The 20,451-nt window shown below is 66.5% G+C and carries 20 protein-coding genes; 14 read left to right on the top strand and 6 right to left on the bottom strand.

Annotated features, from left to right (window positions below):
* Window positions 1–6: 6 nt before the first annotated feature.
* Window positions 7–1,020 (bottom strand): bile acid:sodium symporter family protein, encoded by a 1,014-nt coding sequence (locus tag ACQP1G_RS28070; protein WP_433192558.1) that lies wholly within the window; start codon window positions 1,018–1,020, stop codon window positions 7–9.
* 82 nt (window positions 1,021–1,102) lie between these two features.
* Here ACQP1G_RS28070 and ACQP1G_RS28065 point away from each other — a divergent pair, with 82 nt between their 5' ends.
* From ACQP1G_RS28065 to tpiA, 8 genes are all read left to right on the top strand, one after another.
* A complete protein-coding gene (locus tag ACQP1G_RS28065) occupies window positions 1,103–1,948 on the top strand; it encodes a LysR family transcriptional regulator (protein WP_433192557.1) in 846 nt (281 codons plus the stop codon).
* Between the two features lie 63 nt (window positions 1,949–2,011).
* The gene (uvrC, locus tag ACQP1G_RS28060; RefSeq protein WP_433192556.1) at window positions 2,012–4,027 is read left to right on the top strand and encodes an excinuclease ABC subunit UvrC; all 2,016 of its coding nucleotides are present in this window, start codon (window positions 2,012–2,014) and stop codon (window positions 4,025–4,027) included.
* An 83-nt stretch (window positions 4,028–4,110) separates the two neighbouring features.
* On the top strand, window positions 4,111–5,115 hold the full coding sequence (gene rapZ, locus ACQP1G_RS28055) for an RNase adapter RapZ (RefSeq protein WP_433192555.1): 1,005 nt from the start codon (window positions 4,111–4,113) through the stop codon (window positions 5,113–5,115).
* Window positions 5,112–6,158 carry a gluconeogenesis factor YvcK family protein gene (locus ACQP1G_RS28050; RefSeq protein ID WP_433192554.1) on the top strand — a complete coding sequence of 349 codons (1,047 nt, stop codon included), beginning with the start codon at window positions 5,112–5,114 and terminating at the stop codon, window positions 6,156–6,158. Before rapZ ends, ACQP1G_RS28050 begins: the two co-directional genes overlap by 4 nt.
* Window positions 6,149–7,132 carry a DNA-binding protein WhiA gene (gene whiA / locus ACQP1G_RS28045; RefSeq protein ID WP_040692075.1) on the top strand — a complete coding sequence of 328 codons (984 nt, stop codon included), beginning with the start codon at window positions 6,149–6,151 and terminating at the stop codon, window positions 7,130–7,132. Before ACQP1G_RS28050 ends, whiA begins: the two co-directional genes overlap by 10 nt.
* Window positions 7,133–7,461: 329 nt before the next feature.
* Complete coding sequence (gap, locus tag ACQP1G_RS28040) at window positions 7,462–8,481, top strand: type I glyceraldehyde-3-phosphate dehydrogenase (RefSeq protein ID WP_433192553.1); 1,020 nt, start codon at window positions 7,462–7,464, stop codon at window positions 8,479–8,481.
* Window positions 8,482–8,486: 5 nt separating this feature from the next.
* Entirely contained in the window at window positions 8,487–9,701 is a 1,215-nt protein-coding gene (locus ACQP1G_RS28035; RefSeq protein WP_433192552.1) for a phosphoglycerate kinase, read from the top strand.
* 3 nt (window positions 9,702–9,704) lie between these two features.
* Window positions 9,705–10,490: a triose-phosphate isomerase gene (gene tpiA / locus ACQP1G_RS28030; RefSeq protein ID WP_433192551.1), complete on the top strand. Its 786-nt coding sequence runs from the start codon at window positions 9,705–9,707 to the stop codon at window positions 10,488–10,490.
* A gap of 154 nt (window positions 10,491–10,644) precedes the next feature.
* Here the strand turns inward: tpiA and ACQP1G_RS28025 are convergent, their stop codons facing one another.
* Both ACQP1G_RS28025 and ACQP1G_RS28020 read right to left on the bottom strand, forming a co-directional pair.
* Window positions 10,645–11,160 carry a hypothetical protein gene (locus tag ACQP1G_RS28025; protein ID WP_433192550.1) on the bottom strand — a complete coding sequence of 172 codons (516 nt, stop codon included), beginning with the start codon at window positions 11,158–11,160 and terminating at the stop codon, window positions 10,645–10,647.
* Between the two features lie 2 nt (window positions 11,161–11,162).
* On the bottom strand, window positions 11,163–11,957 hold the full coding sequence (locus ACQP1G_RS28020; protein ID WP_433192549.1) for an META domain-containing protein: 795 nt from the start codon (window positions 11,955–11,957) through the stop codon (window positions 11,163–11,165).
* Window positions 11,958–12,594: 637 nt separating this feature from the next.
* On the opposite strand from ACQP1G_RS28020, the gene ACQP1G_RS28015 reads away from it, so the two are divergent.
* The 4 genes from ACQP1G_RS28015 to secG all read left to right on the top strand — a co-directional run bounded on the left by ACQP1G_RS28015 (window position 12,595) and on the right by secG (window position 15,928).
* Window positions 12,595–13,263, top strand: a complete 669-nt coding sequence (locus tag ACQP1G_RS28015; protein WP_433192548.1) for a hypothetical protein — start codon at window positions 12,595–12,597, stop codon at window positions 13,261–13,263.
* Window positions 13,260–13,913, top strand: coding sequence for a hypothetical protein (locus tag ACQP1G_RS28010; protein ID WP_433192547.1), 654 nt, complete (start codon window positions 13,260–13,262; stop codon window positions 13,911–13,913). The genes ACQP1G_RS28015 and ACQP1G_RS28010 overlap by 4 nt, the downstream gene beginning before the upstream one ends.
* Window positions 13,914–14,025: 112 nt before the next feature.
* Complete coding sequence (locus ACQP1G_RS28005) at window positions 14,026–15,636, top strand: MFS transporter (protein ID WP_433192546.1); 1,611 nt, start codon at window positions 14,026–14,028, stop codon at window positions 15,634–15,636.
* 58 nt (window positions 15,637–15,694) lie between these two features.
* Window positions 15,695–15,928, top strand: a complete 234-nt coding sequence (gene secG, locus ACQP1G_RS28000; protein ID WP_355035391.1) for a preprotein translocase subunit SecG — start codon at window positions 15,695–15,697, stop codon at window positions 15,926–15,928.
* On the opposite strand, the gene ACQP1G_RS27995 is transcribed toward secG, so the two are convergent.
* Window positions 15,915–17,069, bottom strand: coding sequence for a YbfB/YjiJ family MFS transporter (locus ACQP1G_RS27995; RefSeq protein ID WP_433192545.1), 1,155 nt, complete (start codon window positions 17,067–17,069; stop codon window positions 15,915–15,917). The two genes, secG and ACQP1G_RS27995, sit on opposite strands and share 14 nt — an antisense overlap.
* 70 nt (window positions 17,070–17,139) lie before the next feature.
* On the opposite strand from ACQP1G_RS27995, the gene ACQP1G_RS27990 reads away from it, so the two are divergent.
* A complete protein-coding gene (locus ACQP1G_RS27990; RefSeq protein WP_433192544.1) occupies window positions 17,140–17,973 on the top strand; it encodes a LysR family transcriptional regulator in 834 nt (277 codons plus the stop codon).
* 6 nt (window positions 17,974–17,979) lie between these two features.
* On the opposite strand, the gene ACQP1G_RS27985 is transcribed toward ACQP1G_RS27990, so the two are convergent.
* Window positions 17,980–18,828 carry an SDR family NAD(P)-dependent oxidoreductase gene (locus ACQP1G_RS27985; RefSeq protein WP_433192543.1) on the bottom strand — a complete coding sequence of 283 codons (849 nt, stop codon included), beginning with the start codon at window positions 18,826–18,828 and terminating at the stop codon, window positions 17,980–17,982.
* A gap of 54 nt (window positions 18,829–18,882) precedes the next feature.
* Between ACQP1G_RS27985 and ACQP1G_RS27980 the strand changes: the two genes are divergently transcribed.
* Window positions 18,883–19,869 (top strand): alpha/beta fold hydrolase, encoded by a 987-nt coding sequence (locus ACQP1G_RS27980; RefSeq protein WP_433192542.1) that lies wholly within the window; start codon window positions 18,883–18,885, stop codon window positions 19,867–19,869.
* Window positions 19,870–19,943: 74 nt separating this feature from the next.
* On the opposite strand, the gene ACQP1G_RS27975 is transcribed toward ACQP1G_RS27980, so the two are convergent.
* Window positions 19,944–20,423 carry a hypothetical protein gene (locus ACQP1G_RS27975; RefSeq protein WP_433192541.1) on the bottom strand — a complete coding sequence of 160 codons (480 nt, stop codon included), beginning with the start codon at window positions 20,421–20,423 and terminating at the stop codon, window positions 19,944–19,946.
* Window positions 20,424–20,451: the final 28 nt, after the last annotated feature.

The raw sequence follows: 20,451 nt of genomic DNA, 5'->3' as shown, positions 1-20,451 counted from the left end.
AGCCGATCAGGCTGGCTGTGCCGACGGCTCGGCCACCGCGAGATCGGGCCGGGCATCGGCGGCGGATCGCGCATAGCGCTGGGCGAGGACCGTGCAGGTGAACAGCTGGATCTGATGGAAGAGCATGAGCGGCAGCACGATCAGACCGACCGGATGTCCCGCGAACAGCACCGAGGCCATGGGCAGGCCGGTGGCCAGGCTCTTTTTCGAGCCGCAGAAGATCGCGACGATCTGGTCGGGGCGCGCGAAACCGAGAAGTCGGCTGCCGAACGTCGTGACCGTGAGAACGACGGCGAGAATGCCAGCACACACAGCGGCGGTGGCCAGTAGCGCCCACGGCGAGATGCCGCTCCAGATGTGTTCGGTCATGCCCGCGCTGAATGCGGCGTAGACGATGAGATAGACCGAGCCGCGATCGACGGTCCTGGTCACTGTGGCATGCCGCAGCAGCCGGGTCATCCTTTGCCGCAGCAGCTGACCTGCCAGGAACGGCAGCAGCAGTTGGACGACGATCGCGAGGATCGCGACGGGGGAGACGGTCGCATTACCGGTGGTGTCCATCAACAGCATCACCAGCAGCGGGGTCGCGAAGACGCCGATCAGGTTGGACAGCGACGCACTGACCACCGCACCCGCCACATTGCCCTTGGCAATCGAGGTGAAGGCGATCGATGACTGAACGGTCGAGGGCACCAAGCACAGGAACAGCACGCCTGTGTAGAGGTCATCGGTCAGCACCGAAGGCGCCAGGAAACGCAGTGCCAGACCGATCAGGGGAAAGATCAGATAGGTCACTGCCAGCACCGACGAATGCAGGCGCCAATGCCGCAACCCGGCCCATGCCTCGCGCGGCGCGAGGCGAGCGCCGTACAGAAAGAAGAGCACGCCGATCGCGATCTTGGTGATCCAGTCGAGCGCATCGGCCGCGACACCATGCGCGGGCAGCAGTGCGGCCACCGCCACGCTGACCAGGATGCCGAGCATGAACGCGTCGATACGTAGTTTGGCGAAGAACTTCACAAGTCGACGGTATGGCGCTGGCGACTGATCGCGATAGGCGTTGGGATCGATATCTGTAAACGTATTCGGTGATAATTGGAGCGTGTTCGAACCCGAGCTGCTGCGGACCTTCCTCGCCGTCGAACGCGCGGGTGGTTTCACCGCGGCCGGTCGCATTCTCGGCCTGCGTCAGTCCACCGTCAGCGGTCACATCGCCCGCTTGGAGAAGGCTGTCGGTCGCGAACTGCTCCGCCGCGACACCCGTAACCTCGCGCTGACCGCCGACGGTGCGGCCATGGTCGGGTTCGCCCGCACCATCCTCGACGCGCAGGGTCGGGCCGAGCGCTACTTCTCCGGCTCCACCCTCACCGGGCTGATCCGCCTCGGCGCCTCCGATGACGTGATGGCCCGTGAACTCCCCGACGTACTCCTGGAATTTCAGCGCACCCATCCCGGCATCGATCTGGAACTCACCGTCGGCCTGAGTGAAAACCTGAAAACCCGGATGGAGACCGGCGAACTCGACCTCGTCGTCGGCAAACGCCTACCGGGTGAACGGCACGGCGAACTGCTCTGGCGCGACCGCCTGGTGTGGGCGGGTCGCTCGGCCGCAACGGAATTCGACGATCCGGTACCGCTGGTCACCTACCCGCCGCCCAGCCTCACCCGCCGCATCGCGCTGCAGGCCCTCGAACGCGATGCCCGCACCTGGCGGGTGACCTGCACCAGCGACAGCCAACTCGGCCTGCGCGCCGCCGTCCTTGCCGGGCTCGGCGTCATCGTGCACGCCGAAACCCTGCTCCCGGACGGCCTCGTCGTGCTGCCCGGGCGTCAACTGCCGGAGCTCGGCGAACTCGAGTTCGTCCTGATGCGCCGTCGCACCCGACTGTCACCACCGCAACAGGCGCTGTGCGAGGCCATCATCGCCAGTGCGCGCCGATTCTCCTGAGCCGAGCCCGGCGACGACCGCACCCGTGCGGATGTGTCGGGGGCGGTCGATAGGCTTGGATTCGTGGCAGATCCCGCGACCTACCGGCCGAAGCCGGGCACGATTCCCGTTGAACCCGGTGTCTACAAATTCCGGGACGCGCACGGGCGTGTGATCTATGTCGGCAAAGCGAAGAGTCTGCGGAGCAGGCTGAATTCGTACTTCGCCGATGTGGCGTCGCTGCATCCGCGTACCAGGCAGATGGTCACGACGGCGGCGAGTGTCGAGTGGACCGTGGTCTCCACCGAGGTGGAAGCCCTTCAGCTGGAATACAACTGGATCAAGGAGTTCGATCCGCGTTTCAACGTACGGTATCGGGACGACAAGTCGTACCCGGTGCTCGCAGTGACGTTGAACGAGGAGTACCCGCGGCTGTTCGTCTATCGTGGCGCGCGCAAGAAGGGGGTGCGGTACTTCGGGCCGTATGCACATGCCTGGGCCATTCGGGAGACCCTCGATCTGCTGCTGCGGGTATTCCCCGCGCGCACCTGCTCCAACGGAGTCTTCAAGCGGCACAACCAGATCGGGCGGCCATGCCTGCTCGGCTACATCGACAAATGTTCGGCGCCGTGCATCGGCAGGGTCGATGCCGAGCAGCATCGGCGGATCGTCGAGGACTTCTGCGACTTCCTGGCCGGGCGCACCGATCGCATGGTGCGCGACCTGGAGCGCCGGATGCACGACGCCGCCGAGGAGTTGGATTTCGAAACCGCCGCCCGGCTGCGCGACGATGTCCAGGCGCTGCGCCGGGCACTGGAGAAGCAGGCCGTGGTCCTCGGGACCGGCACCGACGCCGATGTGATCGCCTTCGCCATCGACGAGTTGGAGGTCGCGGTGCAGATCTTCCACGTCCGCGACGGCCGGGTACGCGGCCAGCGTGGGTGGGTGGTCGACAAATCCGGTGACGCCATCGACGGCCACGAGGCCGGTGGCGAGGTCGCCGCGCTGGTCGAGCAGTTCCTCACCCAGTTCTACGGCGAGCAGGTGACCCAGGCCGAACAGGGTGAGGACGAACAACCGGCCACCGTGGTGCCACGCGAGGTGCTGGTGCCGGAGCTGCCCGCCGACGCCGAACAGATCCAGGAGTGGCTGAGCGAACTGCGCGGGTCGGCGGTGCAGCTGCGGGTGCCCCAGCGCGGTGACAAGAAGGCGCTCGCCGAAACCGTGCAGCGCAACGCGATGGAGGCGCTGGCCCAGCACAAGCTCAAGCGGGCGGGCGATCTGACCTCGAGATCTGCTGCGCTGCAGGACATTCAAGATGCCCTCGATCTGGATAGCGCGCCGCTACGAATCGAATGTGTGGATATCAGCCACGTGCAGGGCACCGATGTGGTGGCCTCGCTGGTGGTGTTCGAGGACGGCCTGCCGCGCAAGTCCGAGTATCGCCACTACACCATCAAGGAGGCGGCGGGCGACGGCCGCTCCGACGATGTCGGCAGCATCGCGGAGGTGACCAGGCGGCGGTTCTACCGATTGCGCCGCGAACGCGACGAGATCGAGGCCGAGGACATCGTGTCCGAGGGCATCGCCGCCGACGGCGAGGATCTCGAACTCGCCTCCCGCCCCGGCATCGACCCACGCACCGGCCGCCCGCGGAAGTTCGCCTACCCGCCCAATCTGTATGTCGTGGACGGCGGCGCACCCCAGGTCGCGGCCGCCGCGGAGGTTCTCGACGAACTCGGCATCACCGATGTCGCGGTGATCGGCCTGGCCAAACGACTCGAGGAGGTGTGGGTGCCGGGTGAGGGCGATCCGGTGATCATGCCGCGCAATAGCGAGTCGCTATATCTGCTGCAACGGGTGCGCGACGAGGCGCATCGCTTCGCCATCACCTTCCATCGCAGCAAACGCTCCCGCCGGATGACCGCGTCCGCACTGGACTCGGTGCGTGGCCTCGGTGAGTCCCGCCGGACCGCGCTGGTGACCCACTTCGGGTCGGTTGCCAAACTCAAGGAGGCTACGGTCGAGCAGATCACCGAGGTTCCCGGCATCGGTGTGGCAACCGCGAAGGCCGTTTTGGCCGCGTTGCGGGAGGAATAAGACACCTACGTTGTGTGTCTGCGCCCGATACCGGAACCGGTGCGGGATGATCGACAGGCACCCTGACACAGATCCGGTAGGACATGACACGCGTCGAATCGAACAACAGTGCGGGCAGCCCGCGGTCGACCGCTGGGCGAACCGGCCCCGCGGGCACCCTCGGCGCACCTGTCGAACGTGGCGACGGCAATCCACCCCAGCCGCGGGTCGAAGTGGTGATCGTGACGGGTCTATCCGGCGCGGGCCGTGGTACCGCGGCCCGCGTACTCGAGGATCTCGGGTGGTATGTCACCGATAATCTGCCGCCCGAGCTGATTGGGCGGATGGTCGAACTCGGTGCCTCCGCCGATCCGCCGATCCGCCGGCTCGCCTTGGTCATGGATGTGCGTAGTCGCTTCTTCACCGGCGATCTCTCGGCCGTCACCGAACAGCTGCGATCCTCGGGCGTGCGGACCAGGATCCTGTTCCTGGAGGCCTCCGATGATGTGCTGATCCGGCGTTTCGGCTTCGCCCGCCGCCGTCACCCGCTGCAGAGCGAGAGTGCCGACGGTACGCTCTCGGCGGGCATCGCCGCCGAACGGATTCGCCTTTCCGCCGTGAAAACGGCGGCCGACCTGGTCATCGACACCACCGAGTTGTCGATCCACCAGCTGCACCGCAAGTTGGAGGAGGCCTACGGTGGTGGCGCGCCCACCGCACTGCAGCTGACAGTGCAGTCGTTCGGATTCAAGTACGGGGTACCACTTGATGCGGACATGGTGTTGGATGTGCGTTTTCTACCCAATCCGCATTGGATACCGGAACTTCGGGAACATTCGGGACAGGAGACCGTGGTCAGCGAGTATGTGTTGTCGCGTCCCGGCGCGGCCGATTACCTGAGCACCTGCCACCACCTGGTCGACTTGACGACGAATGGTTACCGCCAAGAGGGGAAGCGATACATGACGGTGGCAGTGGGCTGCACCGGAGGCAAACACCGCAGCGTGGCGATAGCCGAAGCGCTGGGCGAACTCATCGGATCACAGACCGCGGAATCCGGTCCCGCCGATGTCGTGCGGGTCGTGCATCGGGATCTGGGGCGCGAATGACGGGGTGGGAATCGGATCCCGCCATCGTTGCGTTGGGTGGCGGGCACGGCCTGTATGCGACGCTCACCGCGGTGCGGCGGCTGACCAGGAAGATCAGCGCCGTGGTTACCGTCGCTGACGACGGCGGATCATCGGGCAGGCTCCGGTCCGAACTCGGTGTGCCACCGCCCGGCGATCTGCGCATGGCCCTGGCTGCGCTGGCCGCCGACGGCGACGACGTCTGGACGCGCACCGTGCAGCATCGCTTCGGCGGCACGGGTGCGCTGGCCGGACATTCGGTCGGCAATCTGATCCTCGCGGGCCTGACCGAGGTGCTCGGCGATCCGGTCGCCGCGCTCGACGAGGTCGCCAAGATGTTGCGTATCACCGGTCGGGTGCTACCCATGTCGCCCATTGCGCTGGATATCGAAGCGGATGTTTCTGGGTTGGAAGCGGATCCGCGGGTGAGTCGCTGCATTCGTGGCCAGGTCGCCGTCGCGACGACACCGGGTAAGGTGCGGCGCGTGCGGCTGATTCCGTCCGATCCGCCCGCCAGTCCGGAAGCCACCTCGGCCATCGAACACGCCGATGTCGTTGTGCTCGGCCCGGGTTCCTGGTTCACCAGCGTGATTCCGCATGTACTGGTGCCCGAATTGCGTGATGCGCTGGTGTATACCAGGGCGCGCAAGGTACTGGTGCTGAATCTCGCCGCTGAGCCCGGAGAAACGGCGGGTTTCTCCGCGGAGCGCCATCTGCATGTATTGTCCCAGCACGCACCGGAATTCGTGGTCGATGAGGTACTGGTCGATTCGGGGTCGGTGCCGGAGGGTCGCGAAAGAGAACATGTGGCCAGGGCTGCCGAACAATTGCGGGCACGAGTAACCTTTTCCGATGTCGCCGAAGCGGGCACCGACCGGCATCACCCCGGAAAGCTTGCCGCCGCACTGGATCAGCTGATCCAGCAACCTCGGCCACATATGGCAGGGCTTCGAGTCGAGGGACGGCACATGGGTCAGGATGTGCGTTCCGGGTTGGGTGGAAAGGAGCGCGTCTCGTGGCGATGACAGCCGAAGTGAAGGACGAGCTGAGCAGGCTCACGGTCTCGCAGGTGAGTTCTCGCAAGGCGGAACTGTCTGCGCTGCTGCGGTTTGCGGGCGGCCTGCACATCGTCGGCGGGCGGGTGATCGTCGAGGCCGAGGTGGATATGGGCTCCATCGCGCGCCGACTGCGCCGGGAGATCTTCGAGTTATACGGGTACGGCTCCGATGTGCACGTGCTCGGAGCCGGCGGCCTGCGCAAGACCTCGCGCTATGTCGTGCGGGTGTCCAAGGAGGGTGAGGCGCTGGCCAGACAGACCGGTCTGCTCGACGTGCGTGGCCGACCGGTGCGCGGACTGCCCGCGCAGGTGGTCGGCGGCAGCATCGGCGATGCCGAAGCCGCTTGGCGCGGAGCCTTTCTCGCGCACGGCTCGCTCACCGAACCGGGTCGCTCATCGGCGCTCGAGGTCAGCTGCCCCGGTCCGGAGGCGGCGCTCGCGCTCGTCGGTGCGGCACGGCGGCTCGGCATCACCGCCAAGGCGCGTGAGGTGCGCGGCACCGATCGGGTCGTGGTGCGCGACGGCGAGGCGATCGGCGCACTGCTGACCCGGATGGGCGCGCAGGACACCCGGATCGTCTGGGAGGAGCGAAGGCTGCGCCGCGAGGTGCGAGCCACCGCGAACCGCCTCGCCAATTTCGACGATGCGAATCTGCGCCGTTCGGCTCGTGCCGCGGTCGCCGCGGCCGCGAGAGTCGAACGCGCACTGGAGATCCTGGGCGATGAAGTGCCCGACCATTTGGCCGCGGCGGGCAAGCTGCGCGTGCAGCACCGCCAGGCGTCGCTGGAGGAGTTGGGCCAGCTCGCCGATCCGCCGATGACGAAAGATGCTGTGGCAGGCCGGATTCGGCGATTACTGTCGATGGCGGACCGCCGGGCCAAGGAGTTGGGGGTACCCGATACCGAATCGGCCGTCACCGCCGAACTGCTCGACGAAGCGTGAGTCGAATCGCCGCCCCCACGGGGCGGCGATTCGTTTTCCCGGCGCCGAGCTGTCTACCCGGCTTACGGTCCGAAGTCCGGCGCACTCGCCGCCGCCGCGGCGTATCCCACCCGCTCGGGCCGCACGTGGCGGGGGTGAGCACCGGAATTCCATGGTGAGCCGAAACAAGGCCGAGGACGCCGGAATTGTGCCCCGAAACCACCCGCGCGGGCGTCTGCGCAGGTCCCGCGTGCTCACGAATGACAGGTGCGTGTCGGAGAGACTACAGCCGGGCACTACTGTGGTTATGGCATCGGAATGAATCCGCTTGAAAGCTGAGGAGCGATAACGTGACTGTCCGGGTAGGCATCAACGGCTTCGGTCGTATCGGACGTAACTTCTTCCGGGCGGTGGAGGCGCAGAAGGCGCTCGGCACCACCGACATCGAGATCGTCGCGGTCAACGACCTCACCGACAACGCGACGCTCGCAACCCTGCTCAAGTACGACTCGATCCTGGGCCGCTTGCCCCAGGATGTCTCGCTCGACGGCGACGACACCATCGTGGTCGGTGAGCAGCGGATCAAGGCACTGGCCATCAAGGAGGGCCCCGCCGCGCTGCCGTGGGGTGACCTCGGGGTCGACGTGGTCGTCGAATCCACCGGCATCTTCACCGACGCGACCAAGGCGAAGGGCCACATCGCCGCTGGTGCCAAGAAGGTCATCATCTCCGCGCCCGCCAAGGGTGAGGACCTGACCGTCGTCATGGGCGTCAACGACGACAAGTACGACGGCAGCCAGAACATCATCTCCAACGCCTCGTGCACCACCAACTGCCTCGGCCCGCTGGCCAAGGTGCTCAACGACAGCTTCGGCATCGAGCGTGGTCTGATGACCACCATCCACGCCTACACCCAGGACCAGAACCTGCAGGACGGTCCGCACAGCGACCTGCGCCGCGCCCGCGCCGCCGCGCTGAACATCGTGCCCACCGGCACCGGCGCCGCGAAGGCCATCGGCCTGGTGCTCCCGGAGCTCAACGGCAAGCTCGACGGCTACGCGCTGCGCGTCCCGGTCCCGACGGGCTCGGTCACCGACCTCACCGTGACCCTGAGCAAGTCGGCCTCGATCGACGACATCAATGCCGCCTACAAGGCCGCCGCCGAAGGTGCGCTGAAGGGCATCCTGAAGTACAACGTGGACCCGATCGTCTCCAGCGACATCGTCACCGACCCGCACTCGTGCATCTACGACGCGCCGCTGATCAAGACCATCGATGATCAGGTGAAGGTTGTCGGCTGGTACGACAACGAGTGGGGCTACTCCAACCGCTTGGCCGATCTCATCGGCCTCGTCGGCAAGTCGCTCTGACGCGCATGGCAGTCAAGACACTCCAGGATCTCCTGAACGAGGGTGTCGAGGGTCGGGGCGTGCTGGTGCGCTCCGACCTGAACGTCCCCCTCGACGACAACGGCCAGATCACCGACCCGGGTCGCATCATCGCCTCGGTGCCGACGCTGCGAGCGCTGGTCGAGGCCGGTGCCAAGGTGGTCGTCATGGCGCATTTGGGCCGCCCGAAGGGTGAGCCGGATCCGAAATTCTCCCTCGCCCCGGTCGCAGTGCAGCTGGCCGAGCTGTTGGGCCGCAATGTTCAGCTCGCCGGTGACGTCGTCGGCTACGATGCGCTGTCGCGCTCGGAGGGCCTCACCGACGGCGATGTGCTGCTGCTGGAGAACGTGCGCTTCGATCCGCGTGAGACCAGCAAGGACGATGCGGAGCGGGCCAAGCTGGCCGCGGCGCTGGTCGAACTCGTCGGCGACGACGGTGCATTCGTCTCCGACGGCTTCGGTGTCGTGCACCGCAAGCAGGCCTCGGTCTACGACGTGGCCGAGCTGCTGCCGCACTATGCGGGCACGCTGGTTGCCGCCGAGGTCGAGGTGCTGGCCAAGCTGACCGAGGACCCGCAGCGACCGTATGCGGTCGTGCTCGGTGGTTCCAAGGTCTCCGACAAGCTGGCCGTCATCGAGGCACTCGCCCCCAAGGTCGACACCCTGGTGATCGGCGGCGGCATGTGCTTCACCTTCCTTGCCGCACAGGGCCTTTCGGTGGGCAACTCGTTGCTGCAGGCGGAGATGATCGAAACCTGCAAGGGCCTGCTGGAGCGCTATGCGGACGTCATCCACCTGCCGCGCGATATCGTCGTCGCGGATAAGTTCGCGGCCGACGCGGATTCGAAGGTGGTGCCCGCCAACGAGATTCCGGACGGCTGGCTGGGTCTGGACATCGGTCCCGAGTCGGTGGACCGGTTCGCGGCGCTGCTGACCGAGGCCAAGACGGTGTTCTGGAACGGCCCGATGGGTGTGTTCGAGTTCGAGAACTTCGCCGCCGGAACCCGCGGGGTCGCCGAGGCGATCGTGACCGCGACGGGTAAGGGTGCCTTCACCGTTGTCGGCGGTGGCGATTCGGCCGCGGCCGTGCGCGCGCTCGGCCTGCCCGAAGACGGCTTCTCGCATATCTCGACCGGTGGCGGCGCATCCCTGGAATACCTCGAGGGCAAGGAACTGCCCGGTATCGCGGTACTGGAGGACTGAACCATGGCACGCAAACCGCTCATCGCGGGCAACTGGAAGATGAACCTCAATCACCTCGAGGCCATCGCTCTGGTGCAGAAGATCGCATTCGCACTGCCGGAGAAGTACTTCGCGAAGGTCGACGTCGCGGTCATCCCGCCGTTCACCGATATCCGCAGCGTGCAGACCCTCGTCGAGGGTGACAAACTGCTGCTCACCTATGGTGCGCAGGATGTTTCGACACACGACGAGGGTGCGTACACCGGTGAGATCAGCGGCGCCATGTTGGCCAAGCTGGGTTGCACCTTCGCGGTCGTCGGCCACTCCGAGCGGCGGCAGTACCACTCCGAGGACGACGCCACCGTGCTGGCCAAGGCCAAGCAGGCGCTGAAGTACGGGATCACCCCGATCGTGTGCATCGGTGAGGGTCTCAATGTCCGTGAGGCGAAGACGCACGTCGAGTACAACCTCGAGCGGCTGCGCGGTTCGCTCAAAGGTCTGACGGCAGCGGAGATTTCGAAGATCGTCATCGCCTACGAGCCGGTCTGGGCCATCGGCACCGGCAAAGTCGCCACCCCCGCCGACGCGCAGGAGGTGTGCGGTGCGATTCGCGCGGAGCTGGTCGAACTGGCCTCGCCCGAGGTCGCGGCGGGTGTGCGGGTGCTCTACGGCGGCTCGGTGAATGCCAAGAACGTCGGCGAGTTGGTCGCGCAGACCGATATCGACGGCGCGCTGGTCGGCGGTGCGTCGCTCAAGGGCGACGAATTCGCGACACTGTCCGCAATTGCCGCGGGTGGTCCGCTGCCCTGACGGGCGAATGCTCGAATCAGCCCGGTACCACACCTGATCGCGTGGTACCGGGCTGATTTGCGTCGGTCCGGACTTCCCGCTCGGAGCCAGCCGTTCCAACGCCGGGATGCGATGCTGGTCGGGTCGCTGATCAGCAAGGCCGACAAGGATCGGCTCACCGCACCGTGAAGCCGGTGGCGGTCAGTGCCAGCTCGAACGGTTCGTCACGCGGGTCCATCGAGACTTCGGCGGTCCGCACATCGGGGTAGTGCACATGTAATCGGTACAGGGTGCCGCGCAGGAGGTGGGCGAGTTCGGCGGGCTGCTCGGTGGCGTGCACGATGTACAGCCTGGCTGTCGTATCGAAGATACCGACCGAGCATTCGGCCAGGAGTGCCCCATCGGGGTCGATAAAGCCCAAAGAGAAGGTGGTATGCAGGAATTCGTCTCGCTCGGCGAGTAGCGCCGCGATGGTGTCCGCATCCCATCGGCCGGTTTCGTCACGGCGGGCGAGTCCAGCGGCGGTGTAGAGCTCGGCGTAGCGGATCAACGTTACCTCTGACGGCGGCGCGGGCAGCTTCTCGATGTGGGCCGATGGAAGGTCCGGCCACGGGCCGATTTCGACATACCAGGTGCGGCTGACCGGATGGCGGAAACCCGGTGTGCGGGAGTTGTTTCGGTGCTCCGCCACGGCTATGCCGCGTGTAGCGTCAGGCCGGAGCCGTTGGTATTGCGCAGGATCAGGATGTCCGCGTCGATGGTGGCCGTTGTCTTGCCGTCGAGGGCCTTCAGCACGGCCTGCTCGACTTCCATGATCTCCGGGGCGCACATCATCTTGGTGGTGCCGATCTGGAAGGTGACATCCGGCCCGTTGACGGTGGGCGACGGTGTGGCGTGTCCGGTCATGCGGTTGCATCCGGCGCCGCCGGATACCGCACCGTCCGGTGCGATGGTGAGTGTCGGTTTCATATCGTCCAGGGTCCGTGACCGGATCTGGGCGTTGGGCGTCATCAGAGCGGTGACGATCCAGGCGGTTCCGATCAGCGGTTTATCGGGCTGAGCGACCTTTTTGTCCAGCAAGGTAACGGTTGTTTCCTTCCCGGTCAGCGTCAGTGTCGCATCGTCGAGTCGCCATTTCGGCAGTGCGGTCAACACCTTGTCCTGCCAGCTATCGGCCTGGCCGCGCTCATCCGGGCAAGCCATCAGGGTGCTGGAGAGGGTGCCGACATGCAGGATGCCGTCGGCCAGGTCGACCGTGCCGTTCGCGGTATTGCAGCCGGAACTGGCCGAGATCTTGCCATCGGCGAAGGTGAGCGTCATCGGTCCGCCGCCCGGAATCTGCTGCCCTTCGACGGCGGTCGAGACGAAGGTGCGGCCCATCGGCGTGGCCACCGGTTTGGTCTCCTTGTGATCGCCGCTGGAGCAACCGGCCAGCAGTCCCGCCGCCATCGCCAGGAGGATTCCGACGCGCACCGTCGTAGCCGTCATGTAGCCGATGGTACGGCCGCCGCCGGTGGAAACGCCTCAACTCGGACCGGTATGCCCAGTGCGGAGGCGATCGTTTGCCCGGCGGCTTTGGTGAGCGGGCGGGCCCCCAGGACTTCGCGTGCCACAAATGCCGCGGATGCAACTGCGAACCCTGCGGGCCTTCGAAGTCGTTGTCGCATTGCGCGCCCAAGGGGTACCACCAGCCCGACTAGGAGCGGGATAACGTGAACTGGCGGCCGGCATATCGGTCTCTGGCGATCGAGATAGCACGCCGCGGCATCGCTTGTGATGGTCCACTCGCGGGGGACTGCGGCGCAGACATGGTTCTTCCCGCTGCCGTGTGGCCGGAGCAGGTGTTTTCTTGCGGGCATAGCCGTCGAAACAGGTAGTGGGTTACTCGTGTCGGTGTGGTGGGGCGGGCACAGACTCGGTTCCGGAGCACGGATCGATGCTCGGCGGTCCGCGTTTCGGAAAGGCAGCTATGAGAAGCGGGGCGCGAGCCTTCCTTGTCGCCGTGGCCGCAGCGGGGGTGCTCGGCGCGGTGTGGGTGCCGATCGCAGTGTCGGCGCCGACGACGACCACACCGGTCACACCGACTGGCGGGGGAGGGTGCTGCGGTACATCCCCTGTCCCGCCGGTGACTTCCAGCGAGGTTCCCGATCCTGTGCTCAATGTGCCCCCCACCGTCGAACGTGACACGGAGATTCGCGTGCGCGGCAATTACTGGCCCTGCACCGAGGTGATGGTCTACCCGAGCTGGTCCGATTCGGTACACAGCGCAACCGTGAGCCGGGGTTCGTTCGATGCTCGTGTCGCCGTATCCGACCGGGCCGGACTCGGCTCGCAGTCGATTCTCGTCGAGTGCAGCCGGAACCCGGATGTCAATCGGAAGGCGACGCTCAGGATCGACCCGGCGAAGGACATCTCGACCACCACGACCACTGAGCCGTCGTCCACGACCACCACAGAATCACTCGTCTCGGAACCATCCGACACGCCGACCGCAGCGCCGGTGGCTGCGGATCCTCAGCGGGACAACCATTTCGGCGATGTGCTCGGCATCGGCGCGGTCCTGCTCGCCGTCGGTGTGGCGACACTCGTACTGCACGGGCGGCGTAAGCGCGCGGCCGATCCGTTGCGCGCTCACCGCCGTGATCCGCACCTCCCGCAGGTACGTGTGCAGGTGCTCGGGGACCTGAACCCGTCGATCCACGTTCGCGAGTTCACTCGCTCCACTGTTCCGGCTGTTCGGGTTCGAGTGAGTGTCGGTGATCCGCGGGTGCAAGTGAGGGAGGTTCCGCGATGACGAGTCCACTATTGATCACGGCTCGGGCGGTGCTGTTCGGGCGTGCGGCGCGTGAGGTCGTCGAGGGTGAGTTGGCCGAACGCCTGCGCGAGCGCGGGGTCGAGCAGCTGGCGCTGCGGCATGCGTCGGTCGTTACCGAGGTCCTGCGGTCGACAGCGCTGCGTGAGATGGCCAGGGCGGTCGACGGGCTGCTCGGGGTCGATCTCGGCGGGGTCGCGGTCGCGGGTTGGCGCCGCTACCACCGGCTTCGCGATGCGGCGACGCGTACCCGCTCGGGCGGAGTCGAGCAGGTCGAGTTGTTGGAACACGAAATCACGCGCACCTGCTGTCCGTGCCTCGAGGTCACCGTCGACGGAAGCCAGGCAGGCGAGTTCGAGCTCGGACTCTGCGTCGCGGCGCTGCTTCGGCCGCTCTCGGCAACCGTTCGCGATGGCATGCTGGCGGCGTTGGGCCCTGGTGACTGTACTGTGACGGTCTCGATCCGCGCACCGGAAGTCGGGCCGATCATGGAGCGTGCACACACAATTCCGGTGGCGACCATGGTCGATCTGCGGCAACCGATCCCACTGGTCGGCCACCAGTCGACCCGGCCGCACACATCACCGCCCCAAGGCGTGCCAGGGCCCGGGCCACCACAGCCGCACCATTGAGCGAAAACAGCGGCCGCGCGGAGGAGTTTCGCCGCCCTTCTGCGCGGCAGCTGAATTCTCTCGGTTCCCAGTCGGGGTACATCGTGGGCGGCACGTATCTCCCCCCGTAGCTATGCTCGGGCCCGTGACCACTGCCGATGCGACGACACCTTTATCCACCTGGGCGCCGTTACGGTCGCGGATCTATCGGGCGCTGTGGGTTGCGCAGTTGGTTTCGAATCTGGGCACTTGGATGCAAACCGTTGGGGCGCAATGGATCTTGGTTGATCAGCCCAATGCAGCGACGCTGGTCGCGTTTGTGCAGACGGCGACCACATTGCCGGTGATGTTGTTGTCCATTCCGTCGGGGGTGTTGGCGGATCTGTTGGATCGGCGCCGGCTGTTACTCGGCGCGCAGACGGCGATGGCGGTATTGGCCGCGGTGCTCGCGGTATCGACGGCGACCGGGCATACCACCCCTGGTGTGCTGTTGACGTTGCTGTTCCTGCTCGGGTGCGGGCAGGCGCTGACCGCGCCAGCGTGGCAGGCGATTCAGCCCGAACTCGTTGCGCGCGAGCAGATTCCGTCCGCGGCGGCGCTGGGCAGCATGAATATCAATATCGGGCGCGCCGTCGGGCCCGCGATCGCGGGCGTGCTGGTCTCGCTGTCGGGGCCGACCCTGGTGTTCGCGCTGAACGCGGTGTCGTTCGTCGGCATCGTCACAGTGCTGCTCAGCTGGCGCAGGCCGATGAAGGAACCGAAGTTGCCCAGTGAGCGGCCGCTGGCGGCGTTGCAGGCGGGTACTCGATTCATTCGCGCCGCGCCCGCGATCCGCCGGGTGCTGCTGCGCTCGATCCTGTTCATCGCTCCGGCGAGCGCGGTGTGGGCGCTGCTTCCGGTGATCGCCCGTGACGACCTCGGACTGTCCTCATCGGGCTACGGTCTGCTGCTCGGTGCGCTCGGACTCGGCGCGGTGCTGGGTGCGCTCGGTCTGTCGCGGGTCCGCGCCCTGCTGACACCCACGCAGCGGTTGACCGCAGCCGCGATTTTGTTCGGCATCGCTTCGGCGGGTGCCGCTGTGCTGCACAGCGTGCCGGTGGTGCTGGTGCTGCTGGTCGGGGCCGGATTCGCGTGGCTGCTCGCGATGTCGACGATGAATTCGACCATGCAGTTGCTGCTACCTGCGTGGGTGCGGGCGCGCGGACTGTCGGTGTACATGCTGGTGTTCATGGGCGGCCAAGCGCTCGGATCGCTGGTGTGGGGTCTGGTCGCGGGCGCGGTGGGGCCGGTGGCGGCGCTGCTCGCCGCCGCGGTTCTCTTGGCCGGTTCCGCGGTGAGCTCTGTCCGGCTGCCGATCCGCCACAACGCGGAGGAACTGGACCTGAGCCCGAGCGCCTTCTGGCCCGAACCGCAGCTCGTGGTCGAACCGGATCCCGAGGACGGACCGGTGCTGGTGCTGCGCACCTACGATGTCCCGCCGGAGAAGGTCGAGGAATTTCTGGCCGCGATGGTGTTCGTCGGACGGTCCATGCAGCGCACCGGCGCCATGGAATGGCGGCTGTACCGCGATGTCGGCGTGGTCGACCGCTATGTGGAGGCGTTCGTCGTGCGCTCCTGGTCCGAGCATATGCACCAGCATCAGGTGCGGCTCACCGCCCAAGATCAACTGCGCGAACACGCCGTCGCGGAGTTCATGATCGGCGAGGACACCACCACGCACCTCGTCGCGGTGGACGCACCATAGGCCGTATCCGGCCGGGGTGATTATGCAGGTACGGACGCACACCCATAGACTGTCCGGCATGCGGATGTTCCTGGATATCCTCCTGATCATCACCAGCGTGCTGCTGGTGCTGTTGGTGCTGCTGCACCGCGCCAAGGGTGGAGGTCTGTCCAGCTTGTTTGGTGGCGGTGTGCAGTCCAGCCTGTCGGGTTCGACCGTCGTCGAGAAGAACCTCGACCGCATCACCATCTTCACCGGCCTGGTCTGGCTCATCGCCATTCTCGGCATCGGCCTGGAGATCAAGTTCGCTTGAGTTGCCGTGCGGTGTCGCTTCGCGCGAGCCGCAGGCAAACGATGACGGCCGCTACCGTCGCCACCGCCAGCACGGCGGTCGCGATCGCGAACGCCATCGCATAGCCGTCGCCGATCACCGGCGCGACCACGAGTGGACCCAACATCTGCCCCGCGCCATAGCCTGCGGTAAGGATGGCCGCGGCCCGGTGACCGGTCAGTTCGGTGCCGAGCCGGATCGCGAGCATCGTGATGCCCATGAACGTGCCACCGAACAGTGCTGCCGCGATAATCGCGGTCCATGTGGTCCTCGACCCAGCGAGCAGCGCCGCCGCCGCGCATTGCGCGAGTAGCGCGAGGACCAAGGCGGTCGCCGGCGACCAGCGGCGGGCGACCAAACCCCAGAGCACCGCCGGTGCCGCGGCCGCGCCGACGATCACCCACATCGCCGAGCCGACCGCCGCGTTGTGCGCGCCGACGGCGGCGACCAGGAATGTGCCGATCACGATATAGCCGACGCCCTCGAGGCAGTAGGCGACGAACAGCGCGCGCCAGGCCCTGCTCGGGCGATCGGCGCGGACCACCTCGGTGGTCCGAATGCCGTGGATATCGAGTCGGAGTGCGGGGAGCAGCAGTACGGCGGTCAGTTCGGCCGCGCCGAGCCACAGGCCCTGCCAGGTGAGCATCGGTCGCGCGGCCAGCGCCAGCAGGCCGGTGAGGGCGATACCGAAGCCGACCCCACCGAAGGCGATACCCGCCCCGTGCCCGCCGAGTCGGGCGATCGCACCCGCGCAGCCGACGAAGATCACCGCGCTGGCTACACCCGCGATCAGTCGCAGTATCGCGGGGATCAGGGTCGGACCGGGCAGCGCGACCAGCGCCTCGCTGGCCACGAGCGCACCGGCCGAAACGCGAAAAGACATGCGGCTGTTGAGATTCGGGCGACGCGCGAGCAGTACCGCGCCCGCGAGATAGCCCGCGTAGTTGGCGGCGGCGATGAGCGCGCCGTCATGGGCATCGATGCGGTTCGCGTCCACCATCGCGGGCAGCAGTGGCGTGTAGGCGAAGCGGCCGACACCAACGGCGGCGGCCAGACCGGCACCGGCGGCGAGCGCCGGTCCGAGGGTGCGGCGCGGGGTGTCGAGCAGAGCTGAAGCGGTCACAACCTCCGACGGTATGGTCCGCTGGCATGGCTGTGAAATACTTTCTGTGCACGATGTATACGCTCGACGCATGGATATCGAGCTGCGGCACCTGCGGGCGTATCTCGCACTCTGCGAGGAATCGAACTACACCCGCGCCGCCGCCCGGCTCCACCTCAGCCAGCCCGCGCTGACCCGAACCATCCAGCAGTTGGAGCGCCTCGTCGAATGTCGGTTGATCGAACGCACGTCGCGGCGCTTCGAGCTGACCGAAGAGGGGGTGGAGCTGCTGGAGCACAGCCGGCGGATCATCGGTGATATCGACACTGTCCAGGCGGATCTGCGCAGGCGCGCCACGATCGAGGTCGGGTTCTCCTGGCTGCTGCCCGATGCCTGGTTCGCCGCGACCCGCACCCGATACGAGGCGCTCGGGGGCCGGATTTCGCTACGTCGTGTCGAGGATCCGATGGCGGCACTGGACGACCGGTCGATCGATATCGCCATCCACCGCAACGATATCTGGCTGCCGCACCACCTGGAATCCCGCGAAATCGGTTCCGAGCAGCGGGTATTGGCGGTTTCGGTGCACTCGCCGCTGGTGCATGCGGGCGAGGTGCACTGGGCCGAACTCGCGCACTATCCCTTGGTGGCCAATACCGTCTCCGGCACCACCAACGCCGAATCCTGGGATCCACCCGATCCGAACCGGACCGTCATTACCTGCACGAATTTCGACGAGTGGATCGAACTCGTCGCGGCCGAGCGCGGTATCGGGATCGTGCCCGTGCTGGCCCGTACCCGCGCGCCGCATCCTGGCGTGGTCTATATCGACATTGTGGATGCACCACGGTCGCATATCTACCTGACCTGGCGGGTGAAGCCGACCCCGTTGCGATCGGTACAGCGCTTTCTAGGCGCCGCGTGAGCGGAGTCAGTCGCTGCGCGGGACGCGGCCATCGATATCGGTGAATCCGTATTCGTCGGCCAGATCCGCTATGCGCCAGGCTGATCCGGAGCGATTGCCGCGATTCGGATCGGCGGCCAGTGCGACGACGGCGCGGCCGGGAAAGCGCGGGGATTCGGCGGCATCGAGGTCGTATGTGCCCTCGCCGGGGAGGGTGACGATGCGGCGGCCGTCCGCATTGGGCGGAACCAGTTGCAGCAGTTCGGTATCGACAATGCCGGGCCAGAGCGATACCACCGTGACGCCGGTGTCGGCGAGATCGTCGGCCATATCCGAGGTGAGGCGGTCCACCGCAGCTTTGGCGACGCCGTACACCGCGTTGTGCATGTACCGCTCCGCGCCCGGGGATGAGATATTGGCGATGAGTCCGGCCGATTCGATCAGCAGGGGAGCCGCGAAAAAGCTTGCCGCGTAATGCGATCGGACGCCGATGTCGAAGGTTTCGTCCCAGGCGGTCGGCGGCACCTCCCAGAACGGTTTGCCGAGCCAGCGTGCGGCGGCGGGGGAGTTGTAGACGTTGTTCACCAGCACGTCCAGTCGGCCGTGTTCGGCGCGGATCCGCTCGAACAGGCGCTCGACCGCATCGTCGTCGCGGTGATCGCAGACGACCGGGATGCCCGTGCCGCCGAGCGCATCGATCTCCGCGGCGGTCCCGTGTACGGTCCCCGGCAGGCGGCCGGGTGTGGCCGACCGTCCGGTGACGTACACCGTCGCGCCCGCCGCACCCAACTCCAGCGCGATGCCCTTGCCGATGCCGCGGCTCGCGCCGGTCACTACCGCGACGCGGCCGCTGAGAACCTGAGGTATTCCGTCCACGATCCTGGGACACTACCGTGAAACAAGAACGCGTTCTAGGTCTTGGAGGTCGTTGTGGCGTTGATCCATCGGTTCGTGACGGGTGGCGGCGTTCGCATGCATGTCGCCGAACAGGGAGAGGGGCATCCGGTGATCTTCTGTCACGGCTTCCCACACACCTGGTTCATGTGGCATCGCCAGCTCGAGGCGGTCGCCGCGGCCGGTTACCGGGCCATCGCACCGGATTTGCGCGGGTATGGGCGTACCGAGGTGCCCGCCGATATCGAGGACTACACCAATCGCGCCGTCATCGGCGACCTGCTCGGCCTGCTCGATGACATCGGCGCCGAGCAAGCGGTCTTCGTCGGCCTGGACTTCGGGGCGGCCCTGGTGTGGGAGCTGGCGCTGCGCGCACCGGAACGGGTCAGCGGCGTCATCGTGCTCAACAATCCGTACGCCCCACGTCCGCCGCGCGCACCCTCGCAGCTGTGGGCCAAGGCCGCCGAACGCCACTTCCTGCATCTGGACTATTTCCAGAAGCCCGGCCTCGCCGACGCCGAACTCGGCGGCCGCGCAAGGGAATTCCTGGCCCGCGTCTACTTTTCCCTCAGTGCCGACTACCACTATCTCGACACGTGGCGCTTCCCTGCCGAAGGGACCGGCTACCTCGACGTCCTCCCCGAAGCCCCACTGCTGCCGTGGCGTTGGCTCTCGATTACCGAATTCGACACCCTGGCACAGGATTTCGAGCACACCGGCTTCTCCGGCGGTCTCAACTGGTACCGAGCCCTCGACCGGAACTGGGAACTGACCGCCGAATTCGCCGACGCCGAGATCACCGTCCCCACCTATTTCCTCTACGGTGACCGAGATCCGGATATGGAGGGTTTCAGCGGGCGTGACCCGCTCGCCACCCTCCGCGCCAACGTCACCGATCTTCGCGCTGTCACCAAGGTCGCGGACGCGGGACATCTCGTTCAGTTGGAACGCACCGAGGAGGTCAATACATTGATCACCGACCACCTGCGCGATCTCGTCCCGAACTCCGCAGTCATCGCCTAGCCGTCGATCGCGCATCGACGCCACCGGCTGCACGCGGACCACCTACTTCCGTCCGAGTGCGCGCGGGCCGCAAGTCAGCGGTATTCGTTGGTGAGTTCGGGGTAGTCGGCCCAGGTGGGCAAGGGGCGGCGCTCGAGGTATGCGGTGAGGCGGTCCAGGAGGTATTGCCAGCGAGGGCCGACCGAGCATGCGTCGGCTGGGCAGACGTGGCGGCGGATCAGTTCCACATTGGTGATCACGCCGACCTGGGTCATATGCACTTCGAGGATGCCGCCGTCGATGTGGATGACCAGATCGTGCGGTGCGCGGCAGTCGTCGACGCGGATCGCGATGGGGCCGGGGACCGGACCGTCGGTCGGTTCGATGGTCAGGTTGCCATTGCCGCCGGATACCGCGCCGAACCAGCGATCGAGTTGGCGGCGTTCGGCGCAGGCGGACCATACGTCGAGTACGGGCATTCGGAAGGATCGGAGAAAGTGCAGAAGCACGAGATCTCCGTCGATTGCCCGATCGTGTTCGGGTCGTACTTCGCCGAGCATGGACGTCGTGGTCATTGCCGTGCCCTTCCGCCGCTGGTCACCG

The organism is Nocardia sp. CA-107356 (assembly GCF_050946365.1).
GTDB lineage: Bacteria > Actinomycetota > Actinomycetes > Mycobacteriales > Mycobacteriaceae > Nocardia.
This window is presented reverse-complemented; position numbering and strand designations above follow the sequence as displayed.